This window comes from Rothia sp. HMSC069C04 (assembly GCF_001812895.1).
GTDB lineage: Bacteria > Actinomycetota > Actinomycetes > Actinomycetales > Micrococcaceae > Rothia.
Genome location: NZ_KV810719.1, coordinates 40,967 through 55,899 on the forward strand (window position 1 = coordinate 40,967; position 14,933 = coordinate 55,899).

The 14,933-nt window shown below is 60.5% G+C and carries 15 protein-coding genes; 1 reads left to right on the forward strand and 14 read right to left on the reverse strand.

Translation table 11 applies throughout. The annotated features are described in order from the left end of the window. Positions 1 to 100: 100 nt before the first annotated feature. The 6 genes from HMPREF2879_RS01440 to folP form a co-directional block, all read right to left on the reverse strand. Positions 101 to 1,966, reverse strand: a complete 1,866-nt coding sequence (locus HMPREF2879_RS01440; RefSeq protein ID WP_070634647.1) for a PH domain-containing protein — start codon at positions 1,964 to 1,966, stop codon at positions 101 to 103. Beyond that, entirely contained in the window at positions 1,966 to 2,823 is an 858-nt protein-coding gene (locus HMPREF2879_RS01445; protein ID WP_070634648.1) for a PH domain-containing protein, read from the reverse strand. Before HMPREF2879_RS01445 ends, HMPREF2879_RS01440 begins: the two co-directional genes overlap by 1 nt. Then, positions 2,810 to 3,328: a DUF3180 domain-containing protein gene (locus HMPREF2879_RS01450; RefSeq protein ID WP_005507616.1), complete on the reverse strand. Its 519-nt coding sequence runs from the start codon at positions 3,326 to 3,328 to the stop codon at positions 2,810 to 2,812. Before HMPREF2879_RS01450 ends, HMPREF2879_RS01445 begins: the two co-directional genes overlap by 14 nt. Before the next feature lie 45 nt (positions 3,329 to 3,373). Beyond that, positions 3,374 to 3,994 (reverse strand): 2-amino-4-hydroxy-6-hydroxymethyldihydropteridine diphosphokinase, encoded by a 621-nt coding sequence (gene folK, locus HMPREF2879_RS01455; protein WP_070634649.1) that lies wholly within the window; start codon positions 3,992 to 3,994, stop codon positions 3,374 to 3,376. Beyond that, on the reverse strand, positions 3,994 to 4,407 hold the full coding sequence (folB, locus tag HMPREF2879_RS01460; RefSeq protein ID WP_070507308.1) for a dihydroneopterin aldolase: 414 nt from the start codon (positions 4,405 to 4,407) through the stop codon (positions 3,994 to 3,996). The genes folK and folB overlap by 1 nt, the downstream gene beginning before the upstream one ends. Positions 4,408 to 4,481: 74 nt before the next feature. Beyond that, a complete protein-coding gene (folP, locus tag HMPREF2879_RS01465; protein ID WP_070634650.1) occupies positions 4,482 to 5,444 on the reverse strand; it encodes a dihydropteroate synthase in 963 nt (320 codons plus the stop codon). Positions 5,445 to 5,673: 229 nt separating this feature from the next. Between folP and HMPREF2879_RS01470 the strand changes: the two genes are divergently transcribed. Then, positions 5,674 to 5,880: a hypothetical protein gene (locus HMPREF2879_RS01470; protein ID WP_070593054.1), complete on the forward strand. Its 207-nt coding sequence runs from the start codon at positions 5,674 to 5,676 to the stop codon at positions 5,878 to 5,880. A gap of 161 nt (positions 5,881 to 6,041) precedes the next feature. Here HMPREF2879_RS01470 and HMPREF2879_RS01475 read toward each other — a convergent pair whose 3' ends face one another. The 8 genes from HMPREF2879_RS01475 to ppa all read right to left on the reverse strand — a co-directional run bounded on the left by HMPREF2879_RS01475 (position 6,042) and on the right by ppa (position 14,494). Beyond that, positions 6,042 to 7,007 (reverse strand): Abi family protein, encoded by a 966-nt coding sequence (locus HMPREF2879_RS01475; RefSeq protein ID WP_070634651.1) that lies wholly within the window; start codon positions 7,005 to 7,007, stop codon positions 6,042 to 6,044. 437 nt (positions 7,008 to 7,444) lie between these two features. Next, on the reverse strand, positions 7,445 to 8,029 hold the full coding sequence (gene folE, locus HMPREF2879_RS01480; protein ID WP_060824219.1) for a GTP cyclohydrolase I FolE: 585 nt from the start codon (positions 8,027 to 8,029) through the stop codon (positions 7,445 to 7,447). Further along, positions 8,016 to 10,244, reverse strand: coding sequence for an ATP-dependent zinc metalloprotease FtsH (ftsH, locus tag HMPREF2879_RS01485; RefSeq protein ID WP_070634652.1), 2,229 nt, complete (start codon positions 10,242 to 10,244; stop codon positions 8,016 to 8,018). Before ftsH ends, folE begins: the two co-directional genes overlap by 14 nt. A 294-nt stretch (positions 10,245 to 10,538) precedes the next feature. After that, a complete protein-coding gene (gene hpt / locus HMPREF2879_RS01490; protein ID WP_005504342.1) occupies positions 10,539 to 11,090 on the reverse strand; it encodes a hypoxanthine phosphoribosyltransferase in 552 nt (183 codons plus the stop codon). Positions 11,091 to 11,287: 197 nt separating this feature from the next. Beyond that, entirely contained in the window at positions 11,288 to 12,421 is a 1,134-nt protein-coding gene (gene tilS / locus HMPREF2879_RS01495; RefSeq protein WP_070634653.1) for a tRNA lysidine(34) synthetase TilS, read from the reverse strand. 32 nt (positions 12,422 to 12,453) lie between these two features. Then, the gene (locus tag HMPREF2879_RS01500; RefSeq protein ID WP_005504337.1) at positions 12,454 to 12,678 is read right to left on the reverse strand and encodes a helix-turn-helix domain-containing protein; all 225 of its coding nucleotides are present in this window, start codon (positions 12,676 to 12,678) and stop codon (positions 12,454 to 12,456) included. Positions 12,679 to 12,938: 260 nt separating this feature from the next. Continuing rightward, positions 12,939 to 13,766 (reverse strand): S-layer homology domain-containing protein, encoded by an 828-nt coding sequence (locus tag HMPREF2879_RS01505; RefSeq protein ID WP_049346262.1) that lies wholly within the window; start codon positions 13,764 to 13,766, stop codon positions 12,939 to 12,941. A gap of 242 nt (positions 13,767 to 14,008) precedes the next feature. Next, on the reverse strand, positions 14,009 to 14,494 hold the full coding sequence (ppa, locus tag HMPREF2879_RS01510; RefSeq protein ID WP_005504328.1) for an inorganic diphosphatase: 486 nt from the start codon (positions 14,492 to 14,494) through the stop codon (positions 14,009 to 14,011). Positions 14,495 to 14,933 lie beyond the last annotated feature (439 nt).

Sequence of the window (14,933 nt, forward strand, 5' to 3'; positions counted from 1 at the left end):
CGACCCTGCCGCCGGTGTCACGAAGAACACTGGCGGCAGGGCGCAATCTGTAGTTTTGCTGCCCGCTTAGCTGGTGGGTTAGCTTAGCTAGCTGGCTGACTTAGGGGCGCCCGCTCAGTACCGGCTCAGGTACGCGATAGTAGGGCTCAATACCCTCCAACCGAACCGTCATCAACCACACCAAATCCTCGCAAACACGCGGCGGCAAGTGCATCATGAGCGTGCGCACCGGGCCGGGCACCGTACCGAAATGCACGCTCGCGCATCCGAAGGCACGCTGCAGCGGGCCCTGGCCTCGGCTCACGCTCAGCACACGGCTGACCGGAACAATCGACAGCGTGCGGATAAAGTAGCCGCCACGAATCAGTAGCAGGTCGCCCTGGGTATGCTCGCCGACGCTCGAACGTGCCGCATCAGAATCAATGCGGGTGCTCGCCTGCACCGAACCGGCAGTGTAACCGACCGTGGTCACGCCGTTACGCTTCCAGGTGAGCAGGTCCATCCAGCGCGCCGAAGAGGGCGTCACAATCATTGCCGGAACCTGCGGCTTCTGACTCTTCAGCGAACCATCGGCGGTATCCAGCAGCACCTGCGCCTGCGCCTCATCCAGGGCGGGCAACAGCAGACGCAACACCATCAGCGTCTCCTGTTTGTTGCCGACCGGCAGGGCAACGTTGCGGGTCACCAGCTTCTGGTTGTCGTTCTGCTCAATACCAATACCGGCAATGGTCATCTTGATGCGGTACCAGCCGAATGCACGCCACAGGATGGACTGCTCCACGGCGAGCGCCTGAATACGCTCAACCATCACGTTCTGAGTGTGCGTGCCGGTGAAACCGTAGCGCAGGGTCACGCCGCCCTGACCGCTGGGGGTGATTTTGAAGTTCGCGGCACCGTCAAAACGTGCCCACAACGTACCCAAGTAACCAAGCAGCGGGACGAAGGTGCCGGGTAGCAACGCCATGAAAATCAGGAACGGACTCTCGCCATCCATGATCGCGGCGAAGACGGCAATGCCAACCATGAGGGCCACGGCGGGCACCAGCCACACCAGGTGCTCCAGCATGATGGAGGCAATCAGACGCACATTCGAGATGCGGAAAATCGGCGGCTGCGAGGGGTCGGCCGCGACCGGCATCGGCATACGACCGCGAGCGCCGCGGCGGGATGCGCCGGGCTGCTGAGTACCGGGGCGCTGGGGTGCAGACTGCTCGGGTGCGAGCTGCTGGGCGCCCTGCTGAGGCGCCACCTGCTGAGTGCCGTCCTGTACGGTACCGTCCTGCCGAGGCGCACCATAGGACGCCTCGAACGGCTGATGCAGCTGATCCGCATCCGGCATGCGCTCCGCCGAAATCTGCATGCTCTCGGGCAGCACGTCGACCGGGCGGCCCGCCGCCTCCGAACGCAACAGGTTGATGCTCGCCATCGCGGTACGGCGCAGAACCTCCGCCTTGCGGGCGGAAACGTACTTGATGTGCAGCGCCTCCGAAGAGCCGTCAGCCACCTCAAAACGAAGCTCCGACACACCCAGCAGGCGCGCCACCAGAGGACGCGAAATGTCCACGCTCTGCACGCTCTCCAGGCGAATCGTGCGGTTCTTCTTGAACAGAAAACCGCTACGGCGGTGAATCGCCAAATCGTCCAGGCTGTAGCGGGTAAACCACCAATCAATCGAGCCGCCAACCAGAATCAGCATGAGCACACCGAAGCCGATGAGCTGCGAGTACGTCGCACTGAAATAGCTGCTGTTCTCGTCGAATGCCTGCGTCAGGCGCGCGCCCCACTCGTTCGGCGGGGTCGTCAGAATATTCAGGATGATGCTCTGGAAGAAGCCAAACGCCAGCAGAATAACGAACCAGAGGTTCATGATGAACGTGCGAATATCGGCACGCCACCACTTCTGCTCCTGCGGCACCTGAGACGCAGGAGGCTGCGGCGCGGGGTTAACCGGAACCGGGATACTCATTAGAGTGCCGCCATTCGCTCATCGGCGCGGCGCACCAGATCCGCGCGCAACTCCTCCGCCACATTCAGCGGAATACCGAACAGCACCATCGTGCCGGTGGTCGTACCCGCGGTGCGCACCGTCAGGCGGGCAACACCGCACATGCGCTCCAGCGGGCCCGAATCCACATCAACATACTGGATGCGACCGTACGGCATAGAGCTCATCGAACGGAACACGATACCGCGGCGAGCCATCAGGTGATTCGACTCCAGGGCGTAACCAAGCGCGCGAGTACGGCGCGGAGTGGTCAGAATCCACCACAGACCCCACAGACCAAACACCGCAATCACAGCCAGGCCGACGATGCGTAGCGCCTCCGGACCGCCGAAGAACGCACCCGCACAATACAAGGCAACGCCCGCAAGAATCGGGAGCGCCAGGGCGGAAAGAGTGTGAACAAAACGAACCGTCAGGTAGCGGGAGGCGGCGGGCACCCACTGCGGCTCCGGCACAGATTGCGCAGGAACCGGCTGGGAGCTTACCGGCTGCGCGGGCTGAGCGGGCACCTGCTGAGAAGGCACCTGCTGAGGCGCGTTCGGGTACGCGGCAGCGGGCGGAGCCTGCTGACCGTGCTGTGTCTGTTGCCCATACTGCGCCTGCTGGTCATACTGGCTCTGCTGTCCATACGGAGCACCAGGCTGACCGTAAGCCGCCTGCTGGTACTGCCCATACTGGTTCTGCCCGTACTGACCCTGCTGACCGGGCTGACCGGGCTGACCGGGCTGACTCTGCCCATACTGACCGTATTGGCCGTTCTGAGCGTCCTGCCCGTACCGACCATTTGGCGAATAACTATTCTGGTTAGGAGCCGACATAGGTTCCTCCCTCTCGCGGCTTGACAGCACCGGAAGAGGAGGCCGCATCCTCATCATCCTCCGGCGGAATACGACAACAATGCTGAGCCCATAGCCCAGCAATCAGCAGGGCAACACTGCCCACACAATTAACAAGGACCTCCCAAAAGACCACCGAAAAACCGCGCACAGACACCATCGCCACATGGTAACCAAGAATCGCAGCGCACCAGCCCGTCAAGAGGGCACCGGTCATGATGGAACCCTGCGCATACGCCACCGCACGCGCCGCAAGAATCGGACCCATATGGGGTACCTTCTCACGCGTCTGAATACGACGATAACGAGCCACCTGCACACCCAGCCACACGGCGCCCGCCGCAACCAGCAGGCACACCGCGCCGAGCATCCACGAAAAATTCAGCTCACCAAAACCGGCGCCAATCATCACGGAATTCACCATCAGAGCGGCAGCGGCACCGCACACAGCCGCCACAATAATCGCCCGATAACTCAGGGGCTTCATGGTGTTTCCTTTCGGTAGGTTCTTCTACCTTCCAGAGTGCCACATTTAAGGCTGATCAGGTACCTGCATCTCACGCATATAGCTAATAGCGTCTTCATCCGCCCCAAGCAGCGTGCGGGACAGCTCCGCAACGTTCACGACCTCGCGGCTCAGCGGCGCAGGAACCTCATCCGGCCGCTCCCCCGAAGGCTCCGCACGCCGGGTCACCGTCAGGTACGCCTGCGGGTCCATCTGCGCCCACGGCACCAGCACAAAAGCACGCTCCTGCGCCCGCGGATGCGGCAAAGTCAGCACCGGATCCTCAGAGATCACGCCGTCATAGTCAATCACGTCAATATCGAGGGTGCGCGGACCCCAACGCACCAGGCGCTCACGGTGATGCACCGCCTCCACCGCGTTACACAGCTTTAGCAGCTCGTAGGCGCCCAGGTCAGTGGTCACTTCAATGACCGCGTTCACGAAATCCGGCTGACCCGCCGGGCCACCCACCGGGGCGGTACGGTACAACCCGGAGGCGCGCACCAGCTGCACGCCGCCCGCCACCAGGTCGGCGACGGCACGCTCCAGGGTGTCTTCGCTTTCGCCCAGGTTCGAGCCCAACGCCAACACCGCGCGGTGTTTCAGGGTGTTGGGCTTCTGCGTATCGGTTTTCTGGGTGCCCGCCACTAGCGGCCGCCCTCCACGACACGCTCTGCGGCGCGCTCACGGAACACGCTCACCGCAACGTTACCGAACGGCAACTCAATCGGCGCCTGCGGCTTCGACACGGTAATCTCCACCGCCTCCACAAGCTCAAACATCGCGAGAATACCCTCGGCAATGTTCACGGCGAGGGTCTCAATCAGGTCCAGCGAACCGTTCGTCACGTGGCGGTGAATCAGGTCAACCACGAGCGCGTAGTTCGTGGTCTTCGTCAGGTCATCCGTAGCGGCTGCGGCGGAAAAATCACTGTACAGGGTTGCGTCCACGACGAAGGGCTGGCCGTCGCGCTTCTCAAAGTCGAGCACGCCGTGGTATCCCTTGGCGGTAATGCCGGTGAGGGTGATGCGGTCGTGGCGGGCGTAATCTGCCTGGGTCATTGGGGGTCTCCTAGAAAATATTCGGGTAGTCGGAGGTTGTGGGTGGGGTTGGTGGTTCTAGAGCTGACAGAGCCTTAGCTTACGGAGCGCAGCGCGGAGGCGACCGTCACCGCATCTACGCTGGCGGGCACGTCGTGCACGCGCACCGCCCACACGCCGCGCGCCGCGACCAGGGCGGTCACCGCCGCAGAAGCTGCCGCACGATGCTGAGCCGGGCGCGGCTCCGACAGCGGCTGCCACAGTTCGCGCTCCGCCTCACCCGCATCGGTTGCGGTGAAACCGCTCGCGTTCAGGCGCTCAGCCAACGCCATATCCGCTGCAGTCAGGGCGTTGGCGATAAAACGCTTGCGGGAACCAGCAATGAGCAGGCGGTGCCCCAGGCCCTGTAGCTCGTCAACGGCGGCAAGCAGCTCCCAATCCTGCATGCCGCCCTTCGCGAAGCCCAGGCCCGGGTCAAGAATCAGGTTCTGCGGCAGCACACCGGCAGCGAGGAAACGCTCACGCAGGCCGGTCAGCTCCTCCACAACCTCGGTGACCACGCCTCGCGGGTACTCCGCCAGGCTGTCCATGGTCTGGGAGGTGCCGCGGGCGTGCATGAGGATGTACGGCACCTGCAGTTCAGCGGCGGTTTCAATCATTTCATTGCTGACGTTCAGGCCGGACACATCGTTGATGATGTGCGCACCGGCGGCAATGGCGGCGCGAGCGGTCTGCGGGTTCATGGTGTCAACGCTGATGGTGGTGCCCATCTGCGCGACTGCCTCGATGACGGGCAGGATGCGGCGCTGCTCCTCCTCCACGCTGATGCGCACGGCACCGGCGGGGCGGGTGGACTCGCCGCCAATGTCGATAATGGAGGCGCCCTCGGCAATCATGCGGGCGGCGCGGGCGATGGCGTCGGTGGCGGCGTAGTGCTGGCCGCCGTCGCTGAAGGAGTCGGGGGTGACGTTGAGGATGCCCATCACGAGGGTGCGTTCGGCGGCGAGCGCGTCGCAGGGCAGGAGGGCTACACGGGTGGTGTGTGTGGATTCAGTCATAAATTTATCGTACCGAATCTGTGGTGCTCCCATGTTTGCCGCTGTGATTGGAAGGGGGATTGAGGCGGGGGTTGGGACAGCGACGGGACGATTTTGGGGACACAACATGCAATATTTGCATTACAGATACCTATTTAAGGGTATGCTGGGAGGGCACGCATACCGTGCCTGGCGCGTTCCCGGTCGGTGGCGCGCACCCACACATACATACTCTAGGAAGTGACTCATTGTGAACTTGAAGACCGGAGCTTGGATCCTCTCCCTGGTGGCTCTTGCCGCGCTGGTGACTATTGTGCTCGCTGAAGGTGCTCCTGCCGTGCGCTGGATTGCTTTCGGTACTGCAACCGGTTGCGGTTTCATTGCCGTGGGCTTGATCGTGACGCTTGCCCTGGGTTGGGATAATCCGAGCGAGTCGAAGGGTAGCTTGCAGCGTTAGCGGCGGGCTCTTCTAGCTTCTGCGGTGCGGCATGATCGGCGCCGCCACGCCCCGCGGAAGGTACCGGCTCAGAACACATTCTCAGAGCACTTTGGCGATGCGAAAAGGGGCGGAGGTTTTCACCTCCGCCCCTTTCAGCGTGTCTATAAGCTGTGAAGATTTTAGCTCCACAAACGGGTTTCTTCCCACCCTTGCGGTATACCCATAGCCCGCGATACATCAACCCCAGGAACGGAAATATCAGGACGTTCCTTCAGAATCCGGGTTAGAGATTCCGTATCCCCGATTCCGCCCTGGTCCATCAGATATTTGAGGAGGGTGAGCATGCCGAAGGTTTTACACATCTTATGGTTCTCTTCAGCCTGTGGCACACCAAATAGGTCAACAACCTCACGGATTTCAGGGCTCTCAACTCTTCCACCTCTCAACACACGCGGTAAGCGAGGCTCTGGGTGCAGCTTATTGTAGAACCTACTTTGATGCGCACAAATATTGCGCATTACCCGCAGCGAGTTAATCCAGGTTTCCAGTTGGGGGTCAGTACACCCCAGGGCTTTCGCGATATCTCGCCGAATATTTGGCGGGGAGACCAAATACAGATTCTGCAGAGCCCCTAAATCTAGAACTTCCACCACCACCCACACAGGCAACTTCCCGCCGTATTGCTCACGGTGATGCTTCACGAATTCTTCCTCAGAAGTACGAATAAGTTGTTCGCTTTTTCTCGTGAATCTATTCCAAGCAGTGCGCCTTTTACTACCTTGAAGATCACACCGGGTTTCATCCTCGTATATGAGAGGGTCCACTTCCCCCAGTAAATTCCCTAGGCGGGACCGCAAATACACCTCAAACTGCGAGAAGTACGAAAACGCAATAGACCGAAGATTACGGTCATATTCATACAGGGCCACAATATCTTCAAAGACCGTTCCGGGCACGAAAGTATCCAAGCGCTGCCCGCTTCCCGACGACCGCCGAAACGAATAATAGTAACCACTCAGACGGTAGTAACTAACACGCTCGAGGACATAAACAGCACGTTCTTGCGAACCTACGAGCATCCCCCGCTCTTGCAAGATACCAACCTGCTGTTCATATGATTTAAATGGTTTTACGCTTGAAAACATGTATTATCCATCGCTTGATATCGTTTCATCATTGTAACTCTTTAATAATATCAACATAAGGATATTAAGGGTATAACTACATGCCCTGTAAGCCATCTGCTTTGCTAAGGCAATCATTTAAAAACGATGACCGGTCCTGGACCCATGAGGGGAGGAACCGGTCGCGGTTATTTTCGTTTCAGATGAGACGAGGAACAGCCATGCTTGCATTAACAACGGTACGTAAAGAACGCGATACGTAGCGTTGTTAAAAAAGAAGACCGGTCCTGTACTCCCGAAGGAGTGGTGCCGGTACTAGTGGTACTACTCTACAGCTGATGATGCTCTTCACGCAAGGGCTCTCGTCATACAGCCCAACACATGCGACCACACAACGCAGGGGCAGGATTCCTTAGAATCCTGCCCCTGTCGTATAGCTATGAGATCATCCCGAACGCTTAGCGCTGCGAGAAGATCAGGCTCATCGCCTCCGCACGGGTTGCGCCGTTCATCAGCGCACCGCGCACCGCGCTGGTCACGGTCTTCGCGCCCGGCTTACGCACACCGCGCATCGACATGCACATGTGCTCAGCCTCAATCACCACAATCGCGCCGCGCGGGTTCAGGTGCTCCTCCAGAGCCTCCACCACCTGCGTGGTCAGACGCTCCTGCACCTGCGGGCGGCGAGCGTACATATCCACCACGCGGGCGAGCTTGCTCAGGCCGGTCACCTTACCATCCGGGCCGGGAATGTAACCCACATGCGCCACACCGTGGAAAGGCACCAGGTGGTGCTCACAGGTGGAGTAGAACGGAATGTCCTTCACCAGCACCATCTCAGAGTGGGCGATGTCGAAGGTCGTACCCAGAATCTCGCCGGCGTCCTGGTGCAGGCCCGAGAAGAACTCCGCGTAGGCGCGCGCCACACGTGCCGGGGTCTGCTGCAGACCGTCACGGTCCGGGTCCTCACCAATCGCGAGCAGAATCTCGCGGACGGCAGCCTCAATACGCGGCTGGTCAACGGCGTTCTTAACCTCGCTCATTCTCTGCTCCATTCTGGTTCGGGGTGCCGTTCTCCGGGCGCTGCGCCGGAGGGGCGGGGTAGTTCGGGTACTGCTGGGTGGGCATTGCGACGGTCGGGTCGGCGTCCGGGTCGGTGAGGGGCGCCTGAGGCGGCAACGGCTGCGTAGGTGCTATCGGAACCTGCTGCGCGGGTGCAGCCGGTGCTACCGGAACAGTAGGTGCCGTAGCAGGAGCTGCCGGCGCCTCGGCAGGTGCTTCCTCAGACTTTTCGGCTTCCTTCGCCAGCTCGCTCGGTGCCTTCACCGGCGGGATGTCGGTACGCTCACGGGTCGGCTTGGAGTACCAGTGCTCACGCTCGGGGCGCTTGCGAACATCCTTGAAGATTTCGGCAATCTCGTTCTCGAGCAGGGTTTCCTTCTCCAGCAGGGCGAACGCCAGGCGGTCCAGAATATCGCGGTTTTCCAGCAGAATCTGGAATGCCTCATCGTGTGCCTGCTCCAGCAGGGCGCGGATCTCAGCGTCAACCTTTGCCGCGGTCGCGTCGGAGTAGTTGCGTGCCGAAGCGCCGCCGCCACCGAGGAACGGTTCGGTGTCTTCACCGCCGAGCTTCACGGAACCGATCACGGCGCTCATGCCGTAGTCGGTGACCATCTTGCGGGCGGTGTCGGTTGCCTTCTGAATGTCGTTAGACGCACCGGTGGACGGGTCGTGGAAGACGATTTCCTCAGCCGCACGGCCACCCATCGCGTACGCCATCTGGTCGAGCAGTTCGTGGCGGGTCGTGGAGTACTTGTCATCCTGCGGCATGACCATGGTGTAACCCAGGGCGCGACCGCGCGGAAGAATCGTAATCTTGGTGACCGGCGCGGAGTTACGCAGTGCCGCCGCGACCAGGGCATGACCGCCCTCGTGGTATGCGGTGACCTTACGCTCGTGCTCGTTCATGATGCGCGAGGAACGCTGCGGACCAGCCATGACGCGGTCGATTGCCTCGTCGATAGCGCGGTCGTCAATCACGTTGCCGTTATCGCGGGCGGTCAGCAGAGCCGCCTCGTTCATGACGTTCGCCAGGTCAGCACCGGTGAAGCCGGGGGTGCGCTTAGCAACCTGAGCCAGGTCAACGGTGTTAGCGATTGGCTTGCCTGCGGCGTGAACGCGCAGGATGTGTTCGCGGCCCTGCATGTCGGGGGCGTCCACACCAATCTGACGGTCAAAACGGCCGGGACGCAGCAGCGCCGGGTCCAGAACGTCGGGTCGGTTCGTTGCCGCAATGACGATGACGTTCGAGTTGCCGTCGAAGCCGTCCATCTCAACCAGCAGCTGGTTCAGGGTCTGCTCACGCTCGTCATTACCGCCGCCCATGCCGACGCCGCGGCGGCGGCCAACAGCGTCAATCTCGTCGACGAAGACGATGGCGGCGGGGTCGCTCTTCGCTTCCTTGAACAGGTCGCGCACGCGGGACGCACCCACACCCACGAACATTTCAACGAAGTCAGAGCCAGAAATCGAGTAGAAGGGCACGCCAGCCTCGCCCGCCACAGCCTTGGCGAGCAGGGTCTTACCGGTGCCGGGAGGGCCGTACAGCAGAACGCCCTTGGGGATCTTTGCACCCAGGCGGGTGAACTTTTCGGGTTCAGCCAGGAACTCGCGGACTTCTTCCAGTTCGGCGAGCGCCTCGTCCACGCCGGCAACGTCGCTGAAGCGCACATCCGGCTTGTCCTTGGTGAACTTCTTCGCGCGGGACTTGGAGAAGCTCATGACGGAGGAGCCGCCTCCGACTCGTCCCATCAGGAACCAGAAGAGCACACCAAAGAGCAGAATCGGCAGGAGCAGGGACACCAGGGAGCCCAGGAAGCTGTGCTCAACGGGCTGGTCCGTGTAGCTTTCCAGCTCGGCGGATTCCATTGCCTTAGCAACTTCGTCGCCGCGGGGCTGCACGTAGTAGAAGCGCACCGACTTACCGTAGTTGTCGTTGCCCTTCTTGTAGTCGTCCTTAAGCTGCAGCTCGACGCGCTGGTCGCCGTCGTAGATCTTTGCGCTCTTGACCTGGTGGTCGTTGAGCAGCTGAAGACCCACGTTGGTGTCCACCTGACGCGAGGGCTGAGTGAAGAAGGAGGCCATGAGGAAAGCCAGCATGATTACGAGAGCTGCACCCGGCCAGAACCAGGGGCCATTAATCAGCTTCTTCAGGAAGCCCTCCGAGCCTTTCTGCGGAGTATTGGGGTTTTGCGCCAATGCTTTGTCCTTACGTTGCGGCTGTAACCCGTTGGGGTGCGGCATGCCTGCCGGAACACCCAACGGTGCAACCTTAAATGTACCCTACCCCGGCGGGCGGCTAGGTACCGGGCTTCTCTATTTCACCTGCGGGCTAAAGGGTTGTAGCACTCGGTGGGGGTGAAAGTGTATCTTCTTCGGCGGGTACATCCGCCCCCGAGTACATCCGCCGTCGGGTACAGCAACGCCCCGCTCCCCCACAAGCGTGAGTAGGCGGGGCGTCACCACCTACAGCATGGTTGCTGAGGTGAAGGCTTAGGAGTAAACGTGCGGGTGCAGGGTTGCGACGCAGTCCAGGTTGCGGTACTTCTCAGCGAAGTCCAGGCCGTAACCAACAACGAACTCGGGCTCGATGTCCCAGCCGACGTACTTGACCTCAACGTCAGCCTTGACGACCTTGGGCTTGCGCAGCAGGGTGCAAATCTCAACGGAAGCTGCGCCGCGAGAAATCAGGTTCTGCTGCAGCCATGCCAGGGTCAGACCGGAGTCAATGATGTCTTCAACGATCAGGACGTTGCGGCCCACCAGGTCGGTGTCCAGGTCCTTGAGGATACGCACAACACCGGAGGACTTGGTGCCGGAACCGTACGAGGAAACAGCCATCCAGTCCATGGTGTAGTGGCCCTTGAGAGCGCGGGAAAGGTCAGCCATGATCATGATGGCGCCCTTGAGAACACCCACCAACAGCACGTCCTTACCGGCGTAGTCTTCGTCGATGCGCGCCGCCAGTTCGGCGACCTTCGCGTTAATCTCTTCCTTGCTGAAGAGAACGTTCTTGATATCGTCCTGCACGTCGATAGCCTGCACGATGTATTCCTTCGTATTCTTTTAGACGCTCTGCGCCTCCGCCGGGGGCCCCGGGTGCGGGGGTTTCATGCCTTCCCACAGCGGACAATGTGGATGGTGTTCGCCTTAAGTATGGCTTAAAACGGCGCCGCGGCGCACCTCACCACGCAGATAGTGTGTGCTGAGGGCGCTCCACGGGCACCTAGCTGGGCACCTAGTTAGGGTCGAGTTGGCACTAATACGAGCACGTCCAGGCGTTCACCGGTTGCCGGATGCACAATTTTGCGGCGGCGGTACGCGCTCACGTGACCGGGCATCTGAACGGGCCCAGCTACCGCGTATTCGGCGGTGAAAGAGTCCAGCGCCTGCAGTCGCTCGAAGCCGGGGTTCTCTCCCCCGGCGGTCTTGCAGGCGGTCGCAAGCACACGCAATCGAAGCGCCGGGTGTAGCGCCGCCACCTGCGCACGGTCCAGTAGCACGGCGTCCTCACGTTCGATGCCACGCACGGTGGTTCCGGCGGGTAGGAGCGCCTGCTCGTAGACTACCTGTGCCTGCTCGTCGAGGTATTCGGCATCGGGGCCGGCCACCGCGGCGGTGCGCGCCAGGGAGCGGGCGACGTCCCCGCCGAGGTGCTCCTCCAGGTAGGGCAGCACACTGTGGCGGATACGGGCACGCATGAGGGTTTCGTCGGTGTTGGTCGGGTCGATCCAGGGGGTGAGGGTTTCGGCATCGCAGATGTCGAGCATGTCGGTGCGGCGCAGACCGAGGAAGGGACGCAGGTAGGTGACGCCCCTTTCGACGCGTACGGGCGGCATACCGGCAAGGGAGCGTGTGCCGGAGCCGCGGCTTAGGCCGAGTAGCACGGTTTCTGCCTGGTCGTCGAGGGTGTGGCCGAGTAGTACGGCGCGGGCGCCGGTGGCTTCGACGGCTTTCGTGAAGGCGGTGTAGCGGGCGGTGCGCGCCGCCATTTCGGGGCCCATGTTCCCGACGGGAACCTGCACTTTTTCGGTGATGACGGGGTGAAGCCCCAGGTCGGTGAGGGTCTGCGCGGTCTGCGCGGCGACTGCGGCGGAGTCTTCTTGCAGGCCGTGGTCGACGATGATGGCGCCTACGCGCACGTCGCCGCGGCGGGCGAAGTGCGCGGCAATTGCCGCCAGGGCGAGGGAGTCGGGGCCGCCGCTGCAGGCGACCAGGAGCAGGGGTAGATCGGCGGCGTCCGCAGTGGAGGCGGTGCGGGAGCGTCCGGTGGCTTTGATACTTCCGGCGCCGAGGAGCTTTTCGAGGGCGGCGGCGAGGTGGCGGCGGGCAGTGCCGACGGCGGGGTGCAGGCGTCCTGCGCGTCCATTCTGCATGGTGGTTCCTTTATATAGGTGTGCGGGAGGGGTTAGGTGAGGGGGTTGGTGATAGCCAGCTCGATACCGAGCTCTTGGGCGACTTTGAGGACCGCACCAATTGACGGGCCGGGCAACCCACGCTCAATATCGCGGATTGTTTTATCGCTGAGCCCGACCATCCACGCCAACTCCATTTGGGTGATTTTTTCGTACTTGCGGACGGCGCGAACCTGCGCACCAAATTCCTGTGCGAACCCCGTTGCGTCGAATGCCATGGATGTCCCCTCCTCACCGCTACAGAACCTCAGATTATACGAACTATTCTTCGTAATATGCCCATATTAGCACCCCAAGAAGCCCTCCGAGGCTGTTTTCCGAAGAATAGTTCGGTTACACATGTCCTTCCAAGGAACCTCCGAACACAATCAAGGAGCACAGCAAAAGGGGGCGTGCCCACCGCCTCCAGTACGCACGAAAAATCGCACGAACCAGACACGGGAAACACGCCCCCAGCAAGCCCTCCGCTCACCTGCCACTAGGACAGCGACTGCAGACGAGCCACAATCGGTGCCAGCTCTTCATGGTAATCAAGAACCATGAGAGGGGTGAAAATAGTGCGGTACGAAGCGTAATAGAAATCTGGTGTTTCATTGAAATCCCACGGCGTGTACCCGTTAGTGAGGAAACCAGTGTCATACGCCCGGACTTCTTCCCCCTTCGCCAGCGCATGCTGATACATCCAGCTCATTGCTCGATGCAACTCACTACCCTCCTTAATGGGGGCAGCACCCTTCTCCGCACGCACAGCATTCGCCTTATCCAGAGATTCCAGAGCCACCTTGGGGCTACCCGCAGCACGATAAAGGAAGGTAAAGTAGGCGCCACGGCTCGCCGGAGTGTCATAGTGGAAGGAGCCGTCAGACCAACCGGTGGTCAAACCCACACGGGTCGCCCAAATAGCAACCTTATAACGAGCATCACCCGGAGTCAGGTCGGTGTACGGGGACTTCTCCGGCAGGTTCTTCACCTCGGGTGAACCCGCCAGATGGTACAGGTACTCCAGCAAGCGACCACGCGAAATGGTCATGACCCCGTTCGGCAACTTATCTTCACGGGTTCGGGCCAGCCCAACAACCTGCTTCTTCGTAATCAGGCCGGTACACTCCGCCCAGTGCAAATTGGTCATCATGTTTGCGCCGTAATAGAAGTGCATGCCAAAACAATTAACATCAAACTCTAGCTCTTCAACAGGCTGTGCAGATTTCGGCTGAATGTATGCCGCCTGGGCTACGCCCTGACCCATATACCCCATAGTCAGCGCCAACAGTGCCGCCGCACCACGGGTCGAAAGGTTTTTCTTCATTTTCTATCCTCGGTGAAAGGTGTGAGAGTAGAAGAAGAGTGAATCCCTTTGACCATACCCGGAATCTGCACCTCGCGCAATCAACTACACCCAGCGTACAAGCAGATGCGGCGAAAGACACAACAAAAGGGGGCGTGAAAAAGGGGCGTGCCCGCCGCCTCCAGCACGCACGAAAAATCGCACGAACCAGACACGGGGAACACGCCCCCTACAAAACCGGGTGCACCTAACGGTGCGGCAGCTTAGTGACCCTCAGCTGCGAAACGGTCGATAGCCTCCTGGACCATCTTCTCAGCAGCAGCCAGGTCTTCCCAGCCCTCGCCCTTAACCCACTTGCCGGGCTCCAGGTCCTTGTAACGCTCGAAGAAGTGCTGGATCTCAGCCTTCAGCTGCTCGGGAACATCAGCCAGGGACTTGATGTGGTCGTAACGCTTGTCGGTGGGAACACACAGAACCTTAGCGTCGCCGCCAGCCTCATCGGTCATGTTGAACACAGCAACCGGGCGGGACTCAACCAGCACACCGGGAACAACGTCAACGTCCAGGATCAGCATTGCGTCCAGCGGGTCGCCGTCCTCACCCAGGGTGTTCTCGAAGTAGCCGTAAGCGGTGGGGTACTGCATGGAGGTGAACAGCACGCGGTCCAGGCGCAGGCGGCCGGTCTCGTGGTCCACTTCGTACTTCACGCGGGAGCCGCGGGGAATTTCAATAGTGACGTCGAGTTCCATCGGAACCTTCTTTCTCGTGAGTTAGAGTCACTTTCGCGGCGACTTCGGCGCGCAAGGTGCGAAAGTTAGGTGTTGAACTCACCCATTGTAACCCGTTCGCGCACACCGAAACCGCGTATTCGGCGCCAAAACCAGCGTAATTTACCACGGGTCCAACGCGGGATTAGGTGCGATAGGAATAAAGGGTGTAGAGCCTAGCGGGTAGAAAAACTTGACTCGGCAGAACTCTCTAAGCGGTTATTTCGTGCCTAGAAGTCCGCATTTTGGCGGGCAGAGAAAAAACCCACACAGAATGTGTGGGTTTATGATACAATAGCAGGTGGTTTACTAGGTTGGTAGCTTTAGAATCGCCTTCTCACCATGTGAGAGGTGAATCTACAGACCTGAAGATACGCATCGCGAAAATTTTCCCGATTATCCGATACGGTCTTCGAGTTTG

Excerpts from the sequence above, each read along its gene's own strand:
- HMPREF2879_RS01440 (WP_070634647.1), bottom strand. The coding sequence starts at position 1,966 with ATGAGTATCCCGGTTCCGGTTAACCCCGCGCCGCAGCCTCCTGCGTCT.
- HMPREF2879_RS01445 (WP_070634648.1), bottom strand. The coding sequence starts at position 2,823 with ATGTCGGCTCCTAACCAGAATAGTTATTCGCCAAATGGTCGGTACGGG.
- HMPREF2879_RS01450 (WP_005507616.1), bottom strand. The coding sequence starts at position 3,328 with ATGAAGCCCCTGAGTTATCGGGCGATTATTGTGGCGGCTGTGTGCGGT.
- folB (WP_070507308.1), bottom strand. The coding sequence starts at position 4,407 with ATGACCCAGGCAGATTACGCCCGCCACGACCGCATCACCCTCACCGGC.
- folP (WP_070634650.1), bottom strand. The coding sequence starts at position 5,444 with ATGACTGAATCCACACACACCACCCGTGTAGCCCTCCTGCCCTGCGAC.
- HMPREF2879_RS01475 (WP_070634651.1), bottom strand. The coding sequence starts at position 7,007 with ATGTTTTCAAGCGTAAAACCATTTAAATCATATGAACAGCAGGTTGGT.
- folE (WP_060824219.1), bottom strand. The coding sequence starts at position 8,029 with ATGAGCGAGGTTAAGAACGCCGTTGACCAGCCGCGTATTGAGGCTGCC.
- tilS (WP_070634653.1), bottom strand. The coding sequence starts at position 12,421 with ATGCAGAATGGACGCGCAGGACGCCTGCACCCCGCCGTCGGCACTGCC.
- HMPREF2879_RS01500 (WP_005504337.1), bottom strand. The coding sequence starts at position 12,678 with ATGGCATTCGACGCAACGGGGTTCGCACAGGAATTTGGTGCGCAGGTT.
- HMPREF2879_RS01505 (WP_049346262.1), bottom strand. The coding sequence starts at position 13,766 with ATGAAGAAAAACCTTTCGACCCGTGGTGCGGCGGCACTGTTGGCGCTG.
- ppa (WP_005504328.1), bottom strand. The coding sequence starts at position 14,494 with ATGGAACTCGACGTCACTATTGAAATTCCCCGCGGCTCCCGCGTGAAG.